Origin of the sequence: Shewanella inventionis, from assembly GCF_014641855.1 — a bacterium.
GTDB lineage: Bacteria > Pseudomonadota > Gammaproteobacteria > Enterobacterales > Shewanellaceae > Shewanella > Shewanella inventionis.
Genome location: NZ_BMII01000002.1, coordinates 89,942 through 115,605, shown reverse-complemented (window position 1 = coordinate 115,605; position 25,664 = coordinate 89,942). Strand labels below are relative to the sequence as shown.

The following is a 25,664-nucleotide window of genomic DNA, read 5'->3' as shown; positions in this document are numbered from 1 at the left end:
TTAACAACGTTCTAATTTGGCTAGTGACACCAATAGCCATTTACTGCCAAAATCCACAAAATTAACTTGCACGCGGCTTTTTTCGCCCGAGCCTTCAAAGCTAGTCACCACGCCTTCACCAAACTTAAAATGCTTCACTTTAGAGCCCACTTTATGGCCGGTATCATTAAAACCGTGTGCTTTTGTGGTCGCGGTAACAGCCACTGCACGAGCTGGAAAACGTTGACTGATTGATGGCGCCACCTGAGCGCGAATACGTATTTGCTCAACAAATTTTTCTGGGATTTCATTAATAAACCGTGATGGACTCGCATAGTCTTCACGACCATAAATACGACGAGACTCGGCATAGCTGATGTACAATTTTTGCATTGCGCGAGTCATACCCACGTAGCACAAACGACGCTCTTCATCTAACCTATCACCCTCATCTAACGCCATTTTGCTCGGGAACAAACCTTCTTCAACACCCGCCATGAATACCATTGGAAACTCAAGCCCTTTCGCTGAGTGTAATGTCATCAGTTGCACAGCATCGGTAAATGCATCCGCCTGACCTTCGCCCGCTTCTAATGCCGCGTGAGATAAAAAGGCATTTAACTCGCCCATATCCTCAAGCTCTTCAGGCATTTCAAAGCTACGCGCAGCAGTAACTAATTCGTTTAAGTTTTCAATTCGCGCCTGAGCTTTCTCTCCTTTTTCAGCCTCGTACATTGCGCGTAAACCTGAGCGTTCAATCACGCTATCAGCCATACGATACAACAACATGTCAGCGGTATCTGTTCGCAATTGGACAATCAGCTCCATAAAACCACGAACGGCATTAGCGGCACGGCCAGCTAATACTTTTTCTTCAAGTAAACGCACACTGGCTTGCCATAGCGTTAACTGATGTTGTTTGGCCGTTGAGCGCACAATATCCAATGTACGATCACCAATGCCCCGAGCAGGTGTATTCACCACCCGCTCAAAAGCGGCATCATCGTCTTTGTTATTGATTAGACGCATGTATCCCATCGCATCTTTAATCTCTTGGCGCTCGAAGAAACGCAAACCACCGTATATACGGTACGCCAAGCCTTTATGTAAAAAAGCTTCTTCTAAAACACGTGATTGAGCATTTGAACGGTACAAAATAGCGCAATCACTTAAATTACCGCCTTTGTCTTGCCAGTCACTGATCCGAGCAACAATAAACTTAGCTTCGTCCATTTCATTAAAGGCGCAATAAACCGAAATGGGTTCGCCATCTTTATCTTCGGTCCATAATTCTTTACCTAAACGATCAGGGTTATTGGCAATTACAGCATTTGACGCATTTAATATATTCGCTGTTGAGCGATAGTTTTGCTCTAATCGAATGGTTTGTGCACCCGGGAAGTCTTGTAAAAAACGGTGCAAATTTTCAATTTGCGCGCCGCGCCATCCGTAAATAGACTGGTCATCATCACCCACAATCATTACGTTGGCCGTATTGCCCGCTAATACACGGATCCACGCATACTGAATCGCGTTAGTATCTTGAAATTCATCCACCAGAATATGCCGAAAACGCTCTTGATAATGAGCTAACAAATGCGGTTTATTAAGCCATAGCTCATGAGCACGTAATAGAATTTCAGCAAAATCGACCAAACCGGCTCGGTCACAAGACTCTTGATACACCTTATAAATATTCAGTAAATTTTGCTCAATAGGAAACCCACCCGCATCTATATGCTTAGGGCGTAATCCTTGGTCTTTTTTACCGTTAATGTAGCCTTGGGCCTGGCGAGGAGGATATTGCTTCTCATCTAAATTAAGGCTCTTAAGAATACGTTTAAGTAAGCGTAACTGGTCATCAGAATCAATAATCTGGAAGGTTTGCGGCAAATTTGCGTCTTGATAATGGGTGCGCAGTAAACGGTGAGCGAGACCATGGAAGGTGCCTATCCACATCCGTCCCATATTGGTGCCAACGACCTTTTCAACTCGCTCACGCATTTCTGCTGCCGCTTTATTGGTAAACGTTACAGCTAAAATTGAATATGGACTTTGTTGCTCAACTTGCATTAACCATGCAATTCGATGGGTTAACACTCGGGTTTTGCCGCTACCGGCACCCGCTAACACCAACATATTTGAAAGAGGCGCGCCAACAGCCTCACGTTGCTTATCGTTTAGGCCGTCTAATAATGATGATACGTCCATTTTTCCTCCCAGAAATCTGCGAGGCATTATATATCAATCAACGTTTGAAAGCCGTACATTAGTTTACCTATTTAACTTACCTCTAACTTAGTACTATCAAACACATTACGTATCTTACCTTGGCGTATTAACCGCCTAAATTGACAATAACATTGCCGAAAATTACTATACAAAATAAGACACTTACTTAGGCTGACATATTGAACATCAAAGATTTAGAACTGTTTATTACTGTGGCAAAGTTAGGTAGCTTCTCCAAAGCAGCTAAAGCACTCGAGATGCGTCGGGCATTAGTGAGTCGCCGCATTGCAGACCTAGAAATACAACTCGGCGCACCGCTTTTTACTCGTACAACAAGAGTGATGGCTTTAACCGATTCTGGTAAACGCTACTTAGCCCAAATCACACCGTTAGTCAGCCAACTGAATCATGCAGGTGATGTTTTTAAACATCGCCACGACAATGTGCAGGGCAAACTCAGAATTGGCTTACAACCCTTTGTTGATAAGTTAATAGACAAACACATAGCCAACTTTGTGCATAATTACCCACAAGTACAACTCGAAGTGTTTATCGTGCCTGGGCAGCATCAAGATATAAAGCGCTTAAATTTAGATTGCATGATTAACGCAGGTGAAGTCAGCAAAGGCAATATTAGCAAACAAAAGCTCATGACATTTGAGCGAAAAATGTATGCCAGTAGCTTGTATTTAGAAAAGTCATCAGTCATAGAAACCATAGACGATTTACACTATCACTCATTACTTGGTTACCGTAATGCCGAAGGTGTTTTAGAGCATCATTGGCATTTTCAACACACTAATGTAACGGCAAACTACAAGATTATTTGCAGTGATTACAATTCGCTTTATCACTTTTGTTTAGGTGGCGCAGGTATCACTTTATTACCACAAATTATTGCAATCGATGCGGTAGAGAATCAACAACTCATTAATGTGTTGCCCGAGTTAAGCGCAGGCTTTACCGACATTAATATTTTCTCACCTAAAGACGCCGCGCTTTCGGGCGTTGCTAAGGTATTTATTGAACACCTCTGTGAAATGGTTAACTAAATTACAAAGGGTCAGCAATGCTGACCCTTTAAACAAAGCTCAATCAACAATAAGATAACCCATTGTGAGCTACTCAGTATTATCTCTGACTATTTTTTATCGTCCTTCAAGCCAATACTGTCCATCCAGTATTCAAAGTTAACTAAATTACCCGGCAATACAATCCGACTGTCTTGCTTGCTTAATCCATCGAGTTGACGCATATATTGCTCACCAAGTTGCATACGCAATGCACTTTGACCACCTTCAGCTGAAATAACCACAGCCAAGCGCTCAATAGAGTCAGCGGTGGCTTTTGCTAAGGTTAAAATCTCTTGTGCTTTACCTTCAGCTTCGTTTATGCGGCGTTGCATTTCACCTTCTGAGCGGTTAATGGTTTCAGCCATAACCCCTTCTGAGCGGTTAATTTTACTTTGCTTATCCCCTTCGCTCTTTGCCAATAACGCACGGCGCTCACGCTCTGCATTGACCTGCATTTCCATGGCATTTTTAACGGTTTCAGGCGGGGTAATATTTTTAATCTCGTAACGATGTACCCTAATCCCCCACATAGAACCTGCCTCATCTAACACTTCAACCACTTTTGCAGAGATTAAATCACGCTCTTCAAACGTGCGGTCAAGATCTAAAGTACCAATGACAGATCGCGTTGTAGTTTGGGCTAACTGAATCGCAGCATATCGGTAATCGGTAATGCCATAACTGGCTTTAACCGGATCGGTAACCGATATATAAATGACTCCGTCCACTTCAACATTAACTTCATCACTCGAAAAACATTCTTGCGGTGGCACATCGATTGTTTCTTCTTTTAAGTCATGAATGTAAGCCACTTTATCAATAAATGGGATAAGCGCATGAAACCCTGCATCTAAAGTACTGTGGTATTTACCTAAACGCTCAACAATATATGCAGATTTAGTTGGCACTAAACGAATAGATTGAAATAGTTTAAGAACAAAAATGGCAAAAATAACACCCCAAATCACCATTACAATAAAATCAGTATCAATTTCATTAATCGACATTAGCGTGCTCCTTTCGCTGATGAATTGTTAACGGCATGGGTGACTTGCTCCATCCCTTCAAAGAAGCCTTCAAGCTTTGCCATTTCAGCAGGTACAACAGACACTTGAGACTCAGATAAAATTTTACCTACCTGGCCGATAAACTGCTCTTTAAGCAACATGTTCATGGCATCATTGCCACCATTAATGGTCAAAGCTTTACAGATCATTTCCATGCCCTGGGCTTTTGCGTTGGCAACAATGGTAATTTCCTGACCAGTACCAATAGCTTCATTAATCCGTTTTTGTTTTTGGCCTTCAGAAAGATTAATGGCTTCTTGACGCTCACCCTGCGACATATTAATCATTGCCGCCTTTTCTGCATTGGCTAAAGTAATTTCAGCACGTTTACGACGCTCTGCTTCCATTTGTTTTTCAAGGGTATGGATAACATTATGCGAAGGGGTGATATTTTTAATCTCATAGCGTAAAACCTTAATACCCCACGGATCAGAAGCTTTATCGATTTCACGGACTATCGATTCGTTTAAGCTGTCACGCTCAGAAAAAGTTTGCGACAAAGTTAATTTACCAATTTCTGAACGCATGGTGGTTTGAGCAAGGTTAACGGCTGCGCGGCGGTAGTTTTCAATACCATAACTGGCTAGTTTTCCGTCCATTACCTTAAGGTATACTAAGCCATCGACCTCTAGCTGAGTGTTATCTTTTGAGATACAGCTTTGCGGCGGTACATCTAATACCTCTTCGCGAGTGTCGTGTCGATAAGCGACTCTGTCCACAAAAGGCACTAAAAAATGAAACCCTGGAGATAATACAGTACGAAACTTACCTAAACGCTCAATAACATGCACCTCACGCATGGGCACAATAAGCATCAACTTATACAAAATAAAAATAATAAATAAAAATCCAATGGTTAACACAAACATACGCACTCCTTTTTATAATATTACCAATCCCTAAACGATCATTTTTACCGTTACACCGAGTCAATAACGGGTTCAACCACAAAGCCGATATTATCGCGGCATATAATTCTTACTTTGGTACCTACTTTAATTTCTGTACCGTCACCAAGTGCGGTCCAATCAGAACCTAAACAATGAATGCGCCCAGTTTGTTGCCCAGGGCCTATAACCTCTTTAACGATGGCTACCTGATTATACAAATCAATCTCTTCATCGGTATTTGCCACATGCGCATCCCCACCAACTAGGCGTTGAGTTACATGCCGAAAACTAAGCAAAAGCACCATTGAGGCCATAAACCACAGGGTCATACTTTGCACAAACCCGTCAATAATACCGAGCGCCAATGACGATGCGACGATAATACAAGCAGCGCCAAGCAAAATGACAATCCCACCCGGAACAATAATTTCCGATATCATTAATAACAGTCCCAGCACTAGCCAGACTGCAATCGGATTAGAAAGCTCCATAAATCCTCCCCATTAAATGAGTATGCTCTGCATTTACTATATCAGTTGCACCGCCTTAATGCGACATATTATGTCAAAGAATACGAAAGGCAAACTCACTAAAATTCAATGACTGTTAACATAACAGTATCAACAATTTAGTCCAATGTTTCACATCACATCGACACAGTAAAAAGTGTAAAATTAGATTTTTCTGTCTACAAAACGCTGAAATCTGCTTATGTCGCTTTGTTTTGATTGTGCTGATTATCATTTTTGAATATATTGCGCCCCATTGTGCACCATCGAGAATAATAAGCATGAAATGCTGATCTCGATAGCATCAGATTGACCATGACTTTGGCAACACAGCCAACTTGACTATCCGGAACAAAAATGAAAAAAATCTGTATTTTAGCAAGCCTCGCCATTGCTCCAAACGTTTTAGCAAGTGACCTAATTCAATGGTGGGATGCTAGCGCGACTGTCTTACACGGCACAAATTATGATCTTGCCCCCTCTGAAAGACAAACTACAATCACATTAGAAACAGCAGGTGGTTGGACTTACGGCGATTGGTTCGTGTTTCAAGACTTTATTAACTTTAATGGTAATAATGGTGGTGAAAATAACACCACTTATGGTGAAATATCTCCTCGCTTTAGTGCCAGTAAAATCCTCGGTCAGTCTGTAGGTTTTGGTAAAGTATCAGACGTGTCGTTAGCACTTACTTATGAGCAAGGCGAAGGCCCAGTAGAAAGCATGCTTTATGGTGTAGGGCTTGATTTTGACGTGCCATTTTTCACCTACTTACAACTTAATACCTATCGTAGAAATGCCATTAGCAACGGTAACATCAGTGACGGTTGGCAGTTTACTCCTGTGTTTAGAATTGACATGCCCGTTGGCAAGGCTAACATCATTATTGATGGTTTTATTGATTGGGTATTTATTGCAGACAACAATGGCTACGATGAAAACCTGCACTTCAATCCGCAAATTAAGTACGATTTAGGCCAAAGTTTGTTTGGTGAGCACAAAAAGAACACATTACTCGTGGGATTTGAATACGATTACTGGCAAAGTAAGTATGGTGTTAATGGTGTTGACCAGAACACATATTCTATTATTGCTCAATATCATTTCTGATATTAATCAATATGATAAAAAAGGTGCCTAGGCACCTTTTTACTTTTTACGCTACAACACAAGCTCTAAAGAGCATGGTTTGCATTATACTAACAGCATTACGCCAATAGTTTTTTCGCAGCGGCAACTACAATAGAAACTGCACTGACTTCAGTTTTCTTCATTGTAGCTTCATCCGGAATTTCTTGTTGTGTACGGTTAACAATAACACCCGCTACACATGCAGCACGCCAGCCTTGAGTTGCACACATAGTAAATAGTGTTGCAGACTCCATCTCATAGTTCAGTACACCCATTGACTGCCATTCTTTCATCGAACCAACATAGCGCTGAGTTACACGACCAGACACAGTGTCGTAACGTTCTTGACCTGGATAGAAAGTGTCAGAAGAAGCTGTAATACCAATATGAGGCTCAACACCTGCGTCGCGGCACGCAGCTACCATAGCGGTTGTACAATCAAAGTTTGCTGCAGCAGGGAACTCAAGTGGAGCAAAATGTAGACTTGCACCATCTAAACGAACTGATGCTTGGGTTACAATCACATCGCCCACATTAACGTGTGGTTGAATAGCGCCTGTAGTACCTACGCGTAGGAAAGTTCTCACACCCAGTTGTGCTAACTCTTCAACCGCAATAGAAGTCGATGGACCACCAATACCAGTAGAACACACCACAACAGGCTTACCATCTATATAGGCTAAGTAACTGGTGTATTCACGATGGCTAGCAAGAAACGTCGCGTTCTCCATAAGCTCGGCAATACGCTTAACACGCTCTGGATCACCAGGAACGATTGCTAAGGTTGCACCATCTAACATTTTTTTGGTTAATCCTAAGTGAAATACATCGGACATTTTGAAAACCCCTTTCATTTTTGAATATTAAATTCTTATATCCCAGACTTTAACCTAGTCTTTAGGAGGATAAGGTTAACTTGATCACATATAAATTCATAATAGTTAATATTGTTTCGTTAAATTATTACCAATATTTGACCAGAACCCACATAAACCATGGTCTTGATCATAGTTTACTGCCGCTAAAAACAACAAAAATTTTATCTAAATCAAAAACCATTAACGTGATTTACATCAAATTAACCTGTTGAAAAATGCAAGCCTTTCCTCTAAAAACAAAAAAGGACGCTAAGCGTCCTTTTTCTTAGTAAGGCATGATTACAAATAGTAATCTTTTAATGGTGGGAAACCATTAAAACATACGGCAGAGTATGTCGTGGTATAAGCACCAGCAGTTAACCAATACATACGATCGCCAATGGCTAAGTCTTTCGGTAAGCCATAGCTGTAGTGTTCATACATAATGTCGGCACTATCACAGGTTGGGCCAGCAATAACACACTTATCTAACTCACCTTTACGCTCAGTGTAGATAGGAAACTTGATGGCTTCATCCATGGTTTCAATTAGCCCTGAGAACTTACCTACATCGGTAAATACCCAGCGCTCTAACGCTGTATGGGATTTACGTGAAATCAGAACCACCTCAGACACCAATACACCGGCATTTGAAATTAATGAACGGCCAGGTTCTAAAATGATCTCAGGTAACTCATCACCAAAATCTTCTTCTAAGAAGTGCTTAATCTGCTGTGCATAAACACCAAGCTCATTGGTTTTATCCATATAGTTAGCAGGAAAACCACCACCTAGGTTGATCATCTTAAGCACAATGCCGTGTTCTTCTTTTAAACGGTCATAAATGCTTTTTACTTTCCCAATTGCCGAATCCCACGCGCCAATATCACGTTGCTGAGATCCAACATGGAACGAAATACCATGAGGTTGAAGACCAAGCTCTTTTGCTAATACAAGTAAGTCATAAGCCATTTCATTTTGGCAACCAAACTTTCTTGATAAAGGCCAATCAGCTGTATGTGTGCCTTCAGTTAAAATACGCACATATACTTTTGCGCCGGGTGCTTCTTCTGCAATCATACGTAAATCAGCTTCCGAGTCAGAAGCAAACATACGCACACCTTGCTCATAAAAAGAGCGAACATCAACGCGCTTTTTAATGGTGTTACCATAACTGACGCGGTCGGTTGACACGCCAATTGAAGTCACCATTTCAAGTTCATAAATTGAAGCGATATCAAAGTTAGATCCTTTGTCTCGCAGCAATGTTAAAATTTCTTTGGCTGGATTTGCCTTAACCGCATAATATACGTTTGCGAAAGGAAAATTCTTAACCATGTCATCGTATTGTTTCGCAATGATTTGGGTGTCAATAACTACAAACGGCGTTGGCTTATCTTTAGCAAATGCCTCAATGCGGTCAAACGTGTCCTTGTCATAATAGTCTGCAACATCAATCGATTGAAATTGGCTCATTAGGCCAGTGCCTCCTGTTAGTTGGGCAATTAAGGTGCGTTTACAGGGTTGTAAAAACATGCGCAGTAGACGATATTTTTAACCAATACGCAACGAATTTTTATGCAAAAACTCTACTTTTTTATTCCTGCATATATGTCATTAAAACTCAATAACCTATTTAATTTAGTCAACAAAATTAATGCAGAGTTCAACAACCTTAAAAGTATAGACACTGTTAATAAAAATGGATTTAAAAACAGCGAAAAATTTATTAAAGGCACCAGCATTTTTTGTTTTACGGCGACTAGATTAACACAATTATCACATTTACTTTAGGCAAAAAATAAAAAACACAGCCAAAGCTTGCTTTTTCACCCCGTGTCAAAAATTGATTAAGTGGTTGATATTAAAAAATTAAAAACCATCCACGTTGCTTTACCTTTAATGCAAATGAGAGCATAAATAAACGAATCTATACCTTGGACTTCCAAAAAATCACCATAAAAAGTCAAGCACACTTTACACGCTATCACGCTGCCCTATTAGTTGACATTATGACAACCAAACACAACTTGCCGATTTACTTGTTGTCTCTAGCGTCAATACGATCGAAACGGGTAAGTTTGATCCCAGCTTGCCTTTGGCTTTTAAAGCTGCACGCTTGTTTAAATTCCCAATAGAACATATTTTTGAAGACGAACACTAATCAGGTACATACCTAATCAACTGGAAGATACGGATTTAAGCGCATCTTCAGGTTGCTTGAGTATTACAACCCCCGTTGCCATTCGTGCCGTAACGGAATCATCCCTTTCAATGCTTGTTCAATTTGCGCAATAAGTAACGGTTTGTCTTTGCCTAGCACACCTTTAAGCACCAAATAATTTGAGGCATGATCAGAACGAAATATCGTTTTATTTAAGTTAAGGTGGCTCAACAGAGTGTGCATTTCATTAAGCAGGCCGACTTGATCTGGCAGCACAAATTGACCATCAAATGCATTGTCCATTCGTTGTGTACCTAGCGGCAATGTCACTACTAGTGTTGATAAATAGTCAGGTTGTGCGGCATTCATCAGTGCGGCAGATGCTATCGCATGTTGCTGAGACAATTTAACCCCACCAAGCCCCATTAAAATCATTACCGACGATTTGATCCCCGCTTGTGATATTTTTTGTAACGCAGCTAACGAGGTGGTAAAGGTTTCGCCCTTGTTGATACGTCTTAAGACTTCATCATCACCACTTTCGCAACCGACATACAAAATAGACAAACCAAGTTGCTGCAGCTCATATAATTGCTCAACGGTTTTGTTGGTTAAATTACGGGGTAAACAATAACTGCTGATCCGCGTGACTTGGGGTAAATGGGTGTTAATCAGTTCACAGATGGCTTTTAATCGATTAAAGGGCAAACTCATTGCATCGCCATCGGCTAAAAACACTCTTGTAAAAGCGTAGCCCGACTGGGCTGCCGTTATAATATCTTGTTCAATTTTATCCAGTTTTTGTGCTCTAAATTGTTTTTGTGGTTGCGTGTACATATCGCAAAAACTGCATTGATTCCAACTACAGCCATTGGTCACTTGTAATATAAGTGACTTCCACTCTGAAGGAGGCCTAAACACTGGTTCAATATAATCAAGCATGCAAGGATCCATTATTCTAACCAAGTAAATTGTTAACTGACCAACAAAATGAAGATTTTTTATACTAAAAAGGGATAAAAAACTTTCAATCGAAAGTTTTATTGCTATAGTAATTCTAGCTAAAAAAGCAACACGTTATAAACCCAAACGCTTATGTAAGCATTGATATTAATTTTTTAAGCTGATTATAAACTTAGGTATAACAATCATGACTCAAGTTGCATATCAACTAAATGAGCGCCGTAACCAGGAAGCGATCAAGCACGATGAACACTGGGATTTAACCACGGCTGATCAAAAGCTGGCACTCTATGACTTACATCGCTTTGGCTATCGATTACTGTTTGTGCGCCACTTGCCCACCGGGCCTGTTGCTATCATCAGTCAGCAAGACGACATTGCTGCGATATACGCTGATGGCGAAGTCGACCTTCGCCCTAAAATTACGTTACGTAACATGCATTAATAAAAACTACACACATGTAGGTTTTATTATTAGCTAAGATTTACGAGTCAGTTTATATACCGCTTCATTTAACCAAGGGACTTGCTTATTCACAAAACGTGGATTGTCAGCCAATACGTCGACACACTCTAATAGTTCAACCTCAAAATAGGGTGCTAAATGAGTTTCAACCCAATCTGGACTAACAGCAAACGGTGGGCCTTTGAGGGTGTCTTGTGGGTAATCGAGTGTAATTAATAAACCACTCACACTAGCAGGAATTAACTTAGCAAGTGCATTTGCATATTGCTGGCGCATGGTCTCTGGCCAGGCAATCAACGCTGCTCGGTCGTAAAAACCGCCAATTTTTTTAGTAATATCGTGGGGTAAAGTAAAAATATCACCTTGATAAATACACACTTCATCTGCGCTAAACAAACCATGTTCACCCACATTATTAACTTGATACGTTAATTGATTGTAGGTAAAAAATTGCTCAACAGCCAGTGGGTTTAATTCACAACCTAACACCCTATGACGCTGCTCTGCGAGGTAACACATATCAAGTGATTTACCACATAAAGGAACAAAAACTTCAGTTTGTTCTACCAAGCCTAATTGCGACCAATACTTCACTAAAAATGGATTGACTTGTTGCTGGTGAAAACCAATTTGTTGTAATTGCCATTTTTCATGCCAAAAGCTAGGTTCCATGTGTGTCTCTTTTGTCTAATTACCTAAATTGCAGGTTACTTTAAAGACTAAAAAAAACAGATGCAACTACTCAGCTTTGGCTTTACCGTCTAGGGTTAATTGTACCTGCCTTAACCAACGGCAATTTTCGCACTGACATTTACGACGAGACATATGATGCGGACTCAAATTTGAGTCAATAAAATCTACCGCAATAAGTAATTGCTGCTTGAGCTCATCGACTGATTTCATTTCAAGTGCGACCATTTCATCATTATGATTAATCCACAGGCACTCTTCTCCTTGATGACAGGTAATACATTCTTCATCGCTGTGATTGAAAAATACTGCATGTGGGCAGTGAGTGACTTCCATCGATTGTAAAATACGGGCTCGAGGAAAAGTAAATAACTGAATAAGCTCTGCTTTATCAATATTCGGCATGGTGACCTCTGCTAAAAGCGTTAAATGATCTTATGGTTAATACTACCTAGAGTAAATTGATTTTGATTTGATGTAGGTCAAGATTTACATATCGTCTTTTTTTAGCTAGGGATCGAATTTTTTTAGCTAGGAAGCGCTTGCCGCACATAGGCGAATCAAGGTTTAATGAAGATAAACGAAAAGAGGAATCACTTTGCAAACACCACAGCTGCAGCACTTTTACATCAATGAAGAGCAGTCAATCTACTTACTCAGTGCCAATGATGCGCGTAAGCACAAAGCGTGGGTGCGTTTATGTAAACAACAGCTTAGTAAATTGGGATACCAACAAATTGAATTTATTGGTAAAGGTGCCTATGGTTTTGTGTTTGCAGGTATAAATGAATTTGGTCAGTCACATGTGTTTAAGTTTTCGCGCGTTAACTTACCACAAAGCGTCCAAGATAGGCTTGAAGAAGAAGCTTATATGCTCAGCCAGGTGAAACACCCAAATGTACCCAGTGCAATTAAATTTGAACGCGTTGGTAAGCAGGGCATCTTAGTGATGGAGCGAGCCATTGGCGAAGATCTCGATAAAATTTGCCAGCGCTTAGGTGCACTTCCACCGGTTATGGTCGTGAGTATCGCCAGGCAACTCGCCAATATTTTGTATTATTTGCGCAAGGGCAAACCTTTAGTTCACGGCGATATAAAACCCTCAAACTTGGTTTACGACATTGAAACAGACAAACTGTCGTTGATAGATTGGGGGTCAGCCGTGTTTGCGCAGCGTGATGAGCATAACCGAGCAGTCGATGACAACGTCATGTCGTTATTATCGAGTGACCAACAACACACAAATGCTCGCATGGGAGATGTGTATTTTATTGGCGAAGAACAACTTAGCGGAGCATTATCTACCCCAAGGTTTGACGAACAGGGCGCAGCGGCAACCTTATACGCTTTGGCGTCAGGGCAAATCAGTCGTTTTGGGACTAAAGTTATCCCAGCAACCAGCATAGGCTTACCAATCGAACTGGCTAAAACATTAGATGCCATGCTGTGTGACGATGCAGAACGCCGCAATCTTGCCGGAGACTACTTTTTAACGAGTCTTCGCCACAGTCATCGTATGCATTTACCCATATTGCCAGAACCGCCCTTAGTGCCCGACATTCCGGTTTGGGTGCAACCTAGACCTAAAATCGTTGAGACGGTGAGTTATAGTTCGCGTAAGTCTTTTTTAAAAGAACACAACACTCAAGATCCTATCGCCAAAATGGATGATGTACAGTTAGAAAAATATTACCGCAATTTTATGGCTGGCATGGGCGACACAGAAAAAGGATTTATTGCCGCCGTAGGGAGGATCGCTCAATACCCAATCGTAGGCGGCCTTGTTATTCATTGGCAAGAATCAGGCGTATTTATCGACTCAAACCTCGCAATATACGACCCAAACTGTAAGGCTCCGCTCACGCTTGCGGTTAATAATATGGTGACGATGGCACGAGGTATTAAACGCATTGGTGTATTTAAAGCGTGTTTTTTTAATGCTAAAGACACCCTACATTTAGAGCGTAAAACCGCCGAGCACGAATATAAAATAACTGGTGAGTTTCAGCTACCTTTTGAAGTAGGAGATGTCCCTACCTTGGAAGATAAATCGCGTTTGCATTCCTACTTTGAAGATGGAAAAGATCCTGAAGAAAACCTTGAGCTACCGGCAGAGATCATGACAGAGCTTGGCGGGTTAAACCAAATACATCATACTGGTTGTATTATTTTTGAAGCATTACCCAACCACTTAAAAATACACAGTTATTTGCGCTTACTTAACCCACGCAAGCAGGCCGCTTTCAGAGCATGTCTTGACCGTATTATATCCCACGCTAATAAAATACAAGGCCATGGAATTTCAGGGTTTATGAAACTGCCTTATCGCAACACTCGCCAATTTAGCCATCTCGATCGAAGGGCAGATCGCTTCTACCCAAAAAATCCTAAGGCGTTCGATCAACAAGAACATAAAAAATAACAATGCGACTTTTATCGGCCGCATTTTAACGATTTATTTCTGGTTAAATTGGCGATCCAGGAGGCATGGTTGCAGGCTCATTAATGAGCCTAAATTTAGCATTATCCAAACCTGTAACAATCCCTTTATGCAACCAATCATAATGTGCTGATTGATAGTCACTGCCACGGTTACTGCGACGCTTTAGTTGCTTCACAATATAGTCAAATCGCGCTGCTAACTGAGCCTGAACTTCAGGCGCTGTTTTTACATTATGATAAGCCGCTAACATTGCATCGACCACCACGGCATTAACGCGCATTTGTATCGCTAACTCTCGGCCGTTGGGCAACTCTTGATATAGACTTTTTGCAACCAACTTGTCGATCAATTTGACCACCGACAGTTGAGAGCGGTCTTCCATGTAGGCTTGATTCACTCGATTTAAACGTTCAGGAGTCAACAATAAAGTCGTAATATGACGGCTCATCATTTCTGCCATCGTGACGGGATCGATCACCACCCCAAGCTTGGATGAGAAACTTTCGCGAGTTTTGCGGTAATTACCCGCTTTGGGCACCAATACTTGTAGCACATTGGCTGGCATTATTAAGCTGCTACTTTGTAAGCTGCCTAACAAACCATCTAACGCATCAAACTGTTTTTTAGGCGCAACATAACTCCAACGAACCCCAGAACCAACCTGCTGATAGCTATAATCAGTACCACCAATCCATTTAGCAGCTGCCTCAATTTGGTAGCGGGTCAGCAAATAGATTGGCACAACAACATCTGCTAATTCGCCATTAGGCTCACCCGTTAACAATGCATCAGAATTAAACTCATTTAGCGCTTTTAGGCGAACGCTCTCTAAACGTAATAATTCCGCCACCGCATCGTTACCACGATCCCATAAACTGGCATAGGCATGGCTAGCACTGGCTTGACGAGAATCTGCCTCACCAATATATCGAAAGCCTTTTTCTAGTGACGATGCCAGCAACGTTTGCGCTTGTGCCGCAGACCCATAACCATAAGCAATGGTGTATTTATCCCACTCTCCAATCCCTTCGCGATAAGGCTGGCTAATATCAATTTTCTCAGCTTCAATGCTAGCGTAAGGATGTGGGTAATCCATCACAGATGCATTGTCATTGGTCGACGCGGCAAAGTTATGGTCTAAACCAAGGGTGTGACCAATTTCGTGGGCAGACAATTGACGAATACGCGCAAGCGACAATGCCATTGCGGCTTCACTTGCGGCTTCTCTGTCTGGCCAGCCTGCGGTTAACCCTCTGGCAATAAGATGATCTTGGCGCACCCGAAGGCTACCTAAGGTAACGTTTCCTTTAATGATTTCTCCAGTACGCGGGTCGGTCACCGCAGCGCCATAAGACCAACCGCGCGTCGCACGATGCACCCATTGGATCATGTTGTAACGCACATCTTGCGGATCGGCCCCTTCAGGCAATAATTCCACTTTAAAACCATCAATAAATCCTGCTGCGCTAAACGCATCTTCCCACCAGCGCGCACCGGCTAACAATGCACCTCTGATTGGCTCAGGCACACCAGGATCAAGATAATACACAATGGGCTTTACGACTGGGCTGGGCGCGTCACCTGGCACCTTTTTTTGTAATCGATGCTTTAATAGGTGGCGTTGAACTAAGGGCTGATCAACAGCAGTTGAGTAGTCGATGTATTGATCTGATAAATAGCCGCTCATTGGGTGGTAAGCACGCGGCTCAAAACCTTCATCTGGCAACTGTATAAAAGAGTAACGCAATCGAACCGATAAAAACTTACCATCTGGCGTCACTTGAGCCACTTGCTCTCCGGCTTTAGCGGCATTAAATGTCAGGTTAACATCAACGTCAGCATTACGCTCAAACGATTTAATACCCTGAGGTAAAATAACAGAGCGAGTTGAGTCTAGGTGATATTGCCCTTGCTTTGTTGATTCAAGTACATCGGCAACACCGTGTAAATCGTTAATCACTAGGTCATTAATAGCCACAATGGCATTTTTGCCTTCAACTAATTTACCGCGCCACAAAATAGACTCAGCAAAGGCTTGAGTGACAGCTTGTTGCTCTGCGACATTTTCGCTTGAAGCGCGATAATCGGTGTTCAGTTGTTTGAGGATTAAATAAGGGCCATGTTGCTCAAACTGTACCATGCGTGTCCGCCCTAGTTGACCGCGGTCTAAACCGATATCATTAGAACCCACACCATGAGGTAAGCTGGTGAGCATTAAAAAAGGCTGATTGAGTTTATTGGCCTCAAGATACAACTGACCGGCCTGCTTATCATAAAACAGATTGATAAAGCCTTTAGCTGCTTGTGCTTGCTTAATAATGTGTTGTGCAGGATCGCTTGCGGCAATCGCAGCCTCTGAAAGCAATGTTGCCGGTGCGATTGCCAGCAAACATGCCAATGAAATACTGCGATGCATCATAAACTATCTCCCTGTGATGAATATCCTAAAAGCTAAAAAATACAGCAATCTAACAATGTATTATTAATCATTTATTGATGACTATTTTTATAAGAAATCCAATGTGACAATGTTTCAAATAACTCAGTTAACACAATGGGCTTGGTTATGTGCGCATTCATTCCTGCCGCTAGACTTTTTTCGCGATCGCCAGACATAGCGTGTGCGGTCATGGCGATAATCGGCATTTGCTCTTTGCTGTAACGCTTACGTAACTCTGTCGATGCGGTTAACCCATCCATCACTGGCATTTGAATATCCATTAACACAGCATCAAAGGGTTTTGAGTCAATAACATCTAGCGCTATTTGGCCATTATCGGCAATGACAACATCATATCCTGCACTTTTAAGCAGCTCTGAGGCCACCTGCTGATTAATAAAGTTATCTTCAACTAATAGTACCAAACCTGCATGCTGGCTCGGCTCATCAGTTTCAATTGTATTGTTCGAGTTTAACTTAGGCTCTGTTGCAAAAGCATTGATAATTTCATCAAATAAATCAGAAGCTTTAAATGGTTTTTGCAATATGGCATAAACGCTGTTTTTAGCCAGTTCAGCATCCAGTGGCTCAGCCGAGTACGCGGTCATCAGAATCACTATCGGTCGTTTAGCAATAATGCCATCACGTACCATGTCATCTAACCCTTTAATCACATCGCAGCCACTCATCTCAGGCATTATCCAATCAAGCAACAGTAGATCGATTGGTTTTTTACGCAAAATATCGAGCGCTTGTTGGCCGCTATCTGCGGTGTCTACCCCAAAGCTAAAGTCTTGCATTAAGGTGGAATACATCTGCAAAGCACTTGGGTTATCATCGACAACCAAGGTAGTTAAGTTATTGAGCTGCTCTGGCACCACAAGTGGCTCTATGACCTGTTCTTCGGCTATTTCGAAACTAATGGTAAAGCTAAATGTGCTACCAACACCGACTTCAGATTCAACCTGCATAGTGCCACCCATCATCGACACTAAATGTTTACTAATAGATAAGCCTAAACCAGTACCACCATATTTACGTGTTGTTGAGCCATCGGCTTGAGAAAACGCATCAAACAACATGGCTTGTTGATCTTTATCTATGCCAATGCCTGTGTCGCGTACCCAAAATTTCATCGTGATCCGATCATCACGCTCACCCACATCCTCACAACCAAGTTCAACTTCGCCTGCTTGGGTAAACTTCACTGCATTAGACAATAAATTAACTAACACTTGGCCTAAACGTAGCGGATCGCCATTCAAAATTAAACCCGCTGTTACAGGCGCATACAATAGCAACTCAACGCCCTTTTCCTGGGCTTTTATTGCATTGATATCAATAACATGATCGAGCACTTTGTCTAACGGAAAAGCAACTCGTTCTAATTCTAATTTGCCTGCTTCTATCTTAGAGAAGTCCAAAATATCATTAATAATGCGTAATAATGATTGGGCCGAAAAACTCGCTTTATTAAGATAGTCTTGCTGCTGAGCTGTTAACGTTGTGCGCTGTGCCAGCTGGACCATACCAATAATCGCATTCATGGGGGTGCGAATTTCATGGCTCATGTTAGCCAAAAATTCACTTTTGTACATATTGGCTAACTCGGCATCTTGCTTGGCTTCTAACAAGGCGACTTCATTTTTCTTTTGTTTGGTAATATCTTTATGTGTGCCCAAGATACGTTTGCTTCGTCCGTATTCACTAAACTCCACCGCACGCCCACGCGACAACACCCAAGAATATTCGTTATCTCTACCCAACATTCTAAATTCTATTTCGTAAGCACCTTTTGGGTTCTCTACATATTGCTTGCGATACAACTGCACACGTTCGCGATCATCAGGATGGAGTAACTTATCAATTGAGGCCAATAACGGCGGAAAATCATTCGCCCGATAACCTAACATCGAGTAAAAAGCAGGGTTACAAATGATCTGTTCAGAATCGATATACCAGTCCCATAAGCCATCTTCTACCGCATCCATCGCCAGGTGATAACGCTGCTCTGACATACGTAACTCTTCTGCGGCATCATGTTCTTTGGTGATATCACGCCACACTGAAATTAATCCTAATAACTCGCCTCTGCGGTTATAAAACGGTAATTTTAAAGTGTCGAATAATATAGATTTGCCTTCAACGTTAACTCGCTCCGGATAACGTACCGTTTGTTGCTGACTAAGCACTTTTTGGTCTTCTTCGCGAATGGTCTCACCTTTTTCGGGGCTAACAACTTCAGACGAGGTTAATCCAATAATCTCGTTTTCGCTGTAACCTAGCATCCGCTCAGCCGACTTGTTGCAACCTAAGTATTTGCCTTCTTTATCTTTAAATACAATCGCTTCAGGAATAGAGTCAATAAGCGAACGAAGGAGTGCATATTCGCGTTCACGCCGTTCAGTAGTTTCACGCAAGCGCTGTGTCCGTCTTGAAACAAGGTTATCAAGGCGCTTATTTTGCTCCGCTAAATGATGAGTATATTGACGGTTTTCTTCAAAAATGCGGCTTACCAAAGCAAACCAGGGCTCCCAACCCGGCGTGATTTTTTGTGGCGGCCTAATCGGTTCTTGTGAACAAGCTTCTAAATGAGTAAGCAATCTTGACGCAGGACTAACAAAAGCACGCCGGGTTTGCCAATGCACAATGGTGACCAACAAAGACAACGCCAAAACCACCAATAAAAAACTCAGCTGTAACTTGTCCCACGAATCTTTAAATAAATCATCTTCATCTTGTAGGTATAACAGGCGCCATGGCGCGTTATGTAAAGCGACTGAATGTATGTAATAGCCATTGCGTAAAATCCCCTCATGGGCATCGAATAGCTCTGATTCAGACAAAGAGTGTAATGCAGCTGGAATACGCTGGCTGATGTGATACACCTTATTCAATTCATTTGAGTCAAAATCACTGTGCGACAAAATATTATTTTGCTGATCAAGTAAAATCACCGTGCCTTGCATTTTAAAATAAGTACGAATTTGTTTATCAAGTGACGACAAGGTCATATCAAGGTTAATCGAACCAATAAACTCATCTTGCAAATACACAGGTAAACCAAGGGTAGTAATTAAGCCCTGATGAGCCGAGTCAATATAGGCTTCACTCCAAAATACGCTTCGCTGCGGGTTCATCGCAGGTGTAGAAAGTTGGAATTGCTTTTTGTTGAGCAGCTCATCCCTAAAGCGTAAGTCGTTATCGCCCCAAGGATAAAATGACATCATTCTGCGTTTAGAGATGTAATAAATTGATGAGGCTTTTGGCGCAGCTTCTTTAGCAACAGGAAAAGACAGCGATAACTCAAACAGCATTTCAAGTTCTTGATAAAAACTGTCAGAACGCTCACTTAACGAGCCTGCACCGGTAATCCGCCCCATGTTGGTAAAAGGCACGTTACTATTAGCGTAATTTGGCTCTAGGGTGAAATATTGGCCATCTTCGTTAAATCGCTCGTATTGTGGCAGTCTGTCTTTGCGAACAAATTCACCAAGGCGCAAATGATCAACGGCAACATCTCGCAAACTTTTAACCGCACGAATACTCGATTCAAGGAGCAAGTCAATTTGTAACACATGCCGAGCGACTTGTTCTTCACGCTGCTGAATTTGTTGCTCTTTTTGGCGCTCAAACATCATTCCGGCCGATAATAAGGCCATTACAATCACCCCAATATAAGTGTAAAACACCGCCTGGTTATAATTGCGTTGAATGGGAGATTTTAGTTGTAAATCTTGCTCAGTTGGTTTCATTAACAACCCTTGATACAGCGAAAATAATGCGCTGTCGAACCAATAACACCAAAAAAATAGGCAACAAATAAACGAATGATTATGATATCAGGAAGATACGCTCAAGCACATGTAATAATGACCGATTAATGACTTGTCCAACCTCAGAATCGGTAATGTAATAATAGAATAAAAAAAGATAAAAAATAAATAAGGTTACCAAGGCAACCTTACTGTCTTAAAGATATTGTCACTGAACACTGCGCTATTGTTATAAATGCTCTTCAGCAAACTCAGCTAAGCGTGAACGTACCACGCCATTTAGGTAAATATTGGCACTGCCTTCAAAATCTTTAAATCGCTCCACCATGTATGTTAAACCAGAGGTCACAGCAGTTAAGTAGGTCGAATCAATTTGCGCTAAATTACCACTGCAAATGAGTTTAGTCCCCTCGCCCATTCGGGTGATCATGGTTTTTATTTGCGAGGCTGTTAAATTTTGGCACTCATCTAAAATAACCACTGAATTTTGGATAGAGCGCCCACGCATAAAGTTAATCGACTTAAACTGAATATTGGCTTTTTCCATAATGTAATTCACGCTACCGCTTGGGTTAACATCATGTTTATGTAGCACCTCAAGCGTGTCGGTTATTGCGGCTAACCAGGGCGCCATTTTCTCCTCTTCGGTGCCAGGTAAAAAACCAATGGACTCAGCAATTTCTGGCGTATTACGCGTCACAATCACCTTATCGTACATTTTACGCTCAACCACCAACTCCAAGGCTGCCGCCATGGCGAGTAACGTTTTACCGCATCCTGCTGGCCCAGTTAAAATAATCAACTCAATGTCGGGATCAAGCAGAGCATCAAGGGCCATGCCTTGGTAAATATTTTTAGGTTTAACCCCCCACGCTTCATGATGTAACAAACGATCACGGCCACGATCGATAATCTCTAGGTTTTTATCTGTCTTACTGGCAATCCTTGCACAAAAGTCTGAACCTTCATCAATAAGATATTGATTCAAGTAATAGTTTTCACTTCCCAAATGTTCCAAAGGCACCTTGTGTACAGTATGTCGACCTTTTCGCTCAGTCGATACCTTATCGACATTTTGCCAAAAATCACCGGAAAATTGATAAAACCCTTTAGCTAAGAAGCGAATATCATCAATCAGCTGATCGGTGCGATAATCTTCAACACGCTCAATACCGGCTCCTTTAGCCTTTAAGCGCATATTGATGTCTTTAGTGACAAGAACGACTGTGCGTGGCGAATGAATTTTTTGTAAATGCAGTGCGGTATTAATGATGCGGTTATCGTTATTGTCACCGGGAAGTGAGCCGATAATAAATTCAATTTGATGGTCAGGAAATATGGATAAATGGCCAGAGACTTCGGTGTGTTCTTCGCGGGTGGGTAAAGCAACGCCTTTTAAAATTTGCTCCGGTGTTGTCGGGCCGCCAAGAATATCCTCCAATGCTCGTATGGCGACTCGAGCATCGCGACTCACATCGCGCTTTCGGTCCTTAATGCTGTCAAGTTCCTCTAAAACAGTCATCGGGATAATTACGTCATGTTCTTTAAACGAATATATCGCTAAAGGTTCATGCAGTAACACGTTGGTATCCAGTACAAACAACTTTTTGTCGTTTAGTTCCATGGCGCCTCCAGTGTGCTCTCAATCAATTGATGTCAATGTATCGACTTAAACGCTTAACATAAAAGGATAATTTACTTCATTATTGAAAACAGGCAGTCATCTTTAGCAACCGACTTACCTAAAATAACTATGACATTGGCTGCCCAATAACTCAATAAAATATTCACGCCTTATTACCCATAAAAGGTTAGCAGCCCCTAAACACTATGACGTCAATGTGACAGCCAAATGTCACTTTGTTGTAAAAACACCCAACTAACAGATAAATCGATGCTAGAATTTCAATCTGCATGGGTTTGGTTTAACATACGCCCCCTTTTTGTTTCCCCCGCTTCAAATAGAGAATAAAAGATGCCTTTTGCTTTAGGTCAACGCTGGATTAGTGATACCGAGTCGGAGCTCGGATTAGGAACAGTCGTTCAAATTGAAGGCCGCATGGTTACGCTGCTGTTCCCTGCCACTGGAGAAAACCGGATGTTTTCTCGCAGTGAAGCCCCCTTAACTCGGGTTATCTTTAACCCTGGAGACACCGTTGAAAGTGGTGAAGGTTGGAGCATCACCATCAATGAAGTTGAAGAGAAAAACCAACTGGTGATCTACCACGGTATCCACAGCGACACTCAAGAAAACGTTAGCCTGCGCGAAACAATGCTCAGCCATAATATTCGTTTTAATAAGCCACAAGACCGCTTGTTTGCAGGACAAATTGATCGCTTAGAGCGCTTTGGTGTACGTTACCAATGCCAGCTATTACGCCATAAACTAGCCACATCAGATTTACTGGGGCAACAAGGCCCGCGTGTTGGTTTGATTGCTCATCAGCAGTGGATTGCCCACGAAGTTGGCCGTCGTTATGCACCGCGTGTATTACTGGCCGATGAAGTCGGCTTAGGTAAAACCATTGAAGCGGGTTTGATTATTCATCAGCAGTTATTAACCGGTCGTGCTGAGCGTATTTTAGTTATTGTGCCAGACACACTGCGCCATCAATGGTTAGTTGAAATGCTGCGCCGCTTTAACTTGCGTTTTTCTGTATTTGATGAAGACCGCTGCGTTGAAGCCTACGCTGACAATGACAACCCGTTTTATACTGAACAATTGATCATTTGCTCACTTGACCTACTGCGTAAGAAAAAGCGCCTAGAGCAAGCCTTAGATGCAGATTGGGACTTAATGGTCGTCGACGAAGCGCATCACCTAGAGTGGTCTGAAGACGCACCAAGCCGCGCCTATCAAATCGTTGAGTCATTAAGTGAAGTGGTACCGGGTGTTTTATTACTTACCGCAACGCCAGATCAATTAGGCCATCAAAGCCACTTTGCGCGTTTACGTTTGCTCGACCCTGATCGTTTTTACGATTACGACGCATTTTTAGCTGAAGAGTCAAGCTACAAAGACGTCGCCGATGCTGCAGAAGCATTAAGTAAAGACAGCAAATTGCCCGACAGTGCGATTAATAGTTTAACCGAGTTACTCAGCGAAAAAGACATTGAACCAAGCATTCGCTTAATCCAGTCAAAAGATGTCGATAGCGAGTTACAACAAGCGGCCCGCCAAGAGCTATTACAAGAGTTACTCGACCGCCACGGTACAGGCCGCGTACTTTACCGTAACAGCCGCGCCTCGGTAAAAGGTTTCCCTAAGCGTTTCTTTAATGCCTACCCGCAAGAAATGCCAGAGCAATACGTTACCGCCGAGCGGGTTAATGCCATGATGGGCAGCGCGAAAACAGCTCAGGCTAAAGCAATACAAGCCCTAAGCCCTGAAAAGCTTTACCAAGCCTTTGAAAACGACAGTGCCAGTTGGTGGAAGTTTGACCCACGCGTAGATTGGTTAATTGAATTTTTAAAATCGCATCGCAGCAAAAAAGTGCTCATCATTGCCAGCCAGGCAGAAACAGCATTAAGCCTTGAAGAAGCCTTACGTACCCGCGAAGGGATCCAAGCCACCGTATTCCACGAAGGCATGTCGATCATTGAGCGTGATAAAGCCGGTGCTTACTTTGCCCAAGAAGAAGGCGGTGCACAGGCACTAATTTGCTCTGAAATCGGCTCTGAAGGACGTAACTTCCAATTTGCAAGCCACTTAGTGCTATTTGACTTACCGCTCAACCCAGATTTACTTGAGCAGCGTATTGGTCGTTTAGACCGAATTGGCCAACAAAACGATATTCAAATACATTTACCCTACTTACGCGACACAGCGCAAGAGCGTTTAATGCGTTGGTATCACGAAGGGCTTAATTCATTTGAATTAACCTGCCCAAGTGGTCATGTTCTGTTTGGTGAATTTGCCGATGAACTCATCAACGTGCTCAGCAACGATGACGAAGATGCCATGGTGCAATTACTTAACCATACGCAACATCGTTATAAAGAACTCAAGCATGCCATGGAGCAAGGCCGTGATAAGCTGCTCGAAATCAACTCGCATGGTGGCGAGCGTGCTAATGCGTTAATCCAACGCTTGTCAGACAGCGACAACGACACCCAATTAATTGGATCAGTGATCCGTTTATGGGACATTATTGGTGTTGATCAAGAAGATCGCGGTGAAAACTCGATTATTTTGCGACCAAGCGAGCACATGATGTTCCCTACGTATCCGGGGTTACATGAAGACGGTGTCACAGTCACCTTTGATCGAAATACCGCCTTGTCCCGCGATGATATTGCGTTTATTTCGCAAGAACATCCATTAGTGCAAACAGGTCTAGATTTAATCACCGGCTCAGAAACTGGTACCACTAGCGTAGCCATTCTTAAAAACAAAGCACTGCCTGCAGGCACATTGTTTTTAGAACTGATCTACATGGCTGATGCATCGGCACCTAAATCAACACAGTTGTACCGTTATTTACCGCCTACGCCCATTCGCGTATTGCTCGATAAAAACGGCCTCAACATGGCCGATAAAGTCGATTATGCCAGCTTTGATAAACAACTCAGTGCGGTTAATCGTCATATTGCCAGTAAGCTGGTCAATGCATCACAGCCAATATTGCATCCGCTATTTGCAAACGGTGAAGAGCATGCAAAACAAGCACTTGGTGATTTAGTCACCAACGCTCGTGCTAAAATGACCCAGCAATTAACCGGTGAGCTTGAACGACTTGAAGCGCTCAAAGCCGTTAACCCGAACATTCGCGAAGATGAGCTAGACTATATTCGCAATCAAATGGTCGAGTTAACGGGTTACATGGACAATAGCCAATTACAGCTTGACGCCATTCGCATGGTATTAGTGAGCCACGTGTAAACACTTTGATGACAAGATAATATTTAGTGCTTTGATAATGCCCTGTTTTCAGGGCATTATTGTTATTAAATTATGGGTTGTGCTTGCCGTGAGTGAGGTTTT

At 42.2% G+C, this 25,664-nt stretch carries 17 protein-coding genes and 1 pseudogene; 6 read left to right on the top strand and 12 right to left on the bottom strand.

Annotation, left to right across the window (positions count from 1 at the left end; genetic code table 11):
• On the bottom strand, positions 1-2,190 hold the full coding sequence (uvrD, locus tag IEW93_RS01720; RefSeq protein WP_188736296.1) for a DNA helicase II: 2,190 nt from the start codon (positions 2,188-2,190) through the stop codon (positions 1-3).
• A 200-nt stretch (positions 2,191-2,390) separates the two neighbouring features.
• On the opposite strand from uvrD, the gene IEW93_RS01715 reads away from it, so the two are divergent.
• Entirely contained in the window at positions 2,391-3,263 is an 873-nt protein-coding gene (locus tag IEW93_RS01715; protein WP_188736293.1) for a LysR family transcriptional regulator, read from the top strand.
• Positions 3,264-3,352: 89 nt separating this feature from the next.
• Here the strand turns inward: IEW93_RS01715 and IEW93_RS01710 are convergent, their stop codons facing one another.
• The 3 genes from IEW93_RS01710 to IEW93_RS01700 are packed head-to-tail and all read right to left on the bottom strand — an operon-like array spanning position 3,353 to position 5,732.
• Positions 3,353-4,291, bottom strand: a complete 939-nt coding sequence (locus IEW93_RS01710; RefSeq protein ID WP_188736290.1) for an SPFH domain-containing protein — start codon at positions 4,289-4,291, stop codon at positions 3,353-3,355.
• Positions 4,291-5,220: an SPFH domain-containing protein gene (locus IEW93_RS01705; RefSeq protein WP_188736288.1), complete on the bottom strand. Its 930-nt coding sequence runs from the start codon at positions 5,218-5,220 to the stop codon at positions 4,291-4,293. Before IEW93_RS01705 ends, IEW93_RS01710 begins: the two co-directional genes overlap by 1 nt.
• Positions 5,221-5,270: 50 nt before the next feature.
• Positions 5,271-5,732: an NfeD family protein gene (locus IEW93_RS01700; RefSeq protein ID WP_188736286.1), complete on the bottom strand. Its 462-nt coding sequence runs from the start codon at positions 5,730-5,732 to the stop codon at positions 5,271-5,273.
• A 375-nt stretch (positions 5,733-6,107) separates the two neighbouring features.
• On the opposite strand from IEW93_RS01700, the gene IEW93_RS01695 reads away from it, so the two are divergent.
• Positions 6,108-6,860, top strand: coding sequence for an outer membrane protein OmpK (locus IEW93_RS01695; RefSeq protein ID WP_188736284.1), 753 nt, complete (start codon positions 6,108-6,110; stop codon positions 6,858-6,860).
• Positions 6,861-6,958: 98 nt separating this feature from the next.
• Here IEW93_RS01695 and udp read toward each other — a convergent pair whose 3' ends face one another.
• Both udp and IEW93_RS01685 read right to left on the bottom strand, forming a co-directional pair.
• On the bottom strand, positions 6,959-7,717 hold the full coding sequence (gene udp, locus IEW93_RS01690; RefSeq protein ID WP_188736282.1) for a uridine phosphorylase: 759 nt from the start codon (positions 7,715-7,717) through the stop codon (positions 6,959-6,961).
• Positions 7,718-8,038: 321 nt separating this feature from the next.
• Positions 8,039-9,214, bottom strand: a complete 1,176-nt coding sequence (locus IEW93_RS01685; protein ID WP_188736280.1) for a type III PLP-dependent enzyme — start codon at positions 9,212-9,214, stop codon at positions 8,039-8,041.
• Positions 9,215-9,758: 544 nt separating this feature from the next.
• Here IEW93_RS01685 and IEW93_RS21965 point away from each other — a divergent pair.
• Positions 9,759-9,902: pseudogene (locus IEW93_RS21965) on the top strand (helix-turn-helix transcriptional regulator); the annotation flags it as partial.
• A 63-nt stretch (positions 9,903-9,965) separates the two neighbouring features.
• On the opposite strand, the gene IEW93_RS01680 reads toward IEW93_RS21965, so the two are convergent.
• Complete coding sequence (locus tag IEW93_RS01680; RefSeq protein WP_188736278.1) at positions 9,966-10,844, bottom strand: radical SAM protein; 879 nt, start codon at positions 10,842-10,844, stop codon at positions 9,966-9,968.
• Between the two features lie 208 nt (positions 10,845-11,052).
• Between IEW93_RS01680 and IEW93_RS01675 the strand changes: the two genes are divergently transcribed.
• The gene (locus IEW93_RS01675) at positions 11,053-11,310 is read left to right on the top strand and encodes a hypothetical protein (protein WP_188736276.1); all 258 of its coding nucleotides are present in this window, start codon (positions 11,053-11,055) and stop codon (positions 11,308-11,310) included.
• Positions 11,311-11,343: 33 nt separating this feature from the next.
• Here the strand turns inward: IEW93_RS01675 and IEW93_RS01670 are convergent, their stop codons facing one another.
• Complete coding sequence (locus IEW93_RS01670) at positions 11,344-12,003, bottom strand: thiopurine S-methyltransferase (RefSeq protein ID WP_188736275.1); 660 nt, start codon at positions 12,001-12,003, stop codon at positions 11,344-11,346.
• A gap of 66 nt (positions 12,004-12,069) precedes the next feature.
• Positions 12,070-12,426 carry a hypothetical protein gene (locus IEW93_RS01665; protein WP_188736273.1) on the bottom strand — a complete coding sequence of 119 codons (357 nt, stop codon included), beginning with the start codon at positions 12,424-12,426 and terminating at the stop codon, positions 12,070-12,072.
• Between the two features lie 193 nt (positions 12,427-12,619).
• Here IEW93_RS01665 and IEW93_RS01660 point away from each other — a divergent pair, with 193 nt between their 5' ends.
• Positions 12,620-14,443, top strand: a complete 1,824-nt coding sequence (locus IEW93_RS01660; RefSeq protein WP_188736271.1) for a protein kinase domain-containing protein — start codon at positions 12,620-12,622, stop codon at positions 14,441-14,443.
• A gap of 43 nt (positions 14,444-14,486) precedes the next feature.
• Here the strand turns inward: IEW93_RS01660 and IEW93_RS01655 are convergent, their stop codons facing one another.
• From IEW93_RS01655 to IEW93_RS01645, 3 genes are all read right to left on the bottom strand, one after another.
• Positions 14,487-16,883, bottom strand: a complete 2,397-nt coding sequence (locus IEW93_RS01655) for a zinc-dependent metalloprotease (RefSeq protein ID WP_188736269.1) — start codon at positions 16,881-16,883, stop codon at positions 14,487-14,489.
• A 71-nt stretch (positions 16,884-16,954) separates the two neighbouring features.
• Entirely contained in the window at positions 16,955-20,659 is a 3,705-nt protein-coding gene (locus IEW93_RS01650) for a response regulator (protein WP_188736267.1), read from the bottom strand.
• Between the two features lie 250 nt (positions 20,660-20,909).
• A complete protein-coding gene (locus IEW93_RS01645) occupies positions 20,910-22,304 on the bottom strand; it encodes a PhoH family protein (RefSeq protein WP_188736265.1) in 1,395 nt (464 codons plus the stop codon).
• A 351-nt stretch (positions 22,305-22,655) separates the two neighbouring features.
• Here IEW93_RS01645 and rapA point away from each other — a divergent pair, with 351 nt between their 5' ends.
• On the top strand, positions 22,656-25,562 hold the full coding sequence (rapA, locus tag IEW93_RS01640; protein ID WP_188736263.1) for an RNA polymerase-associated protein RapA: 2,907 nt from the start codon (positions 22,656-22,658) through the stop codon (positions 25,560-25,562).
• The last annotated feature ends 102 nt before the right edge of the window (positions 25,563-25,664 follow it).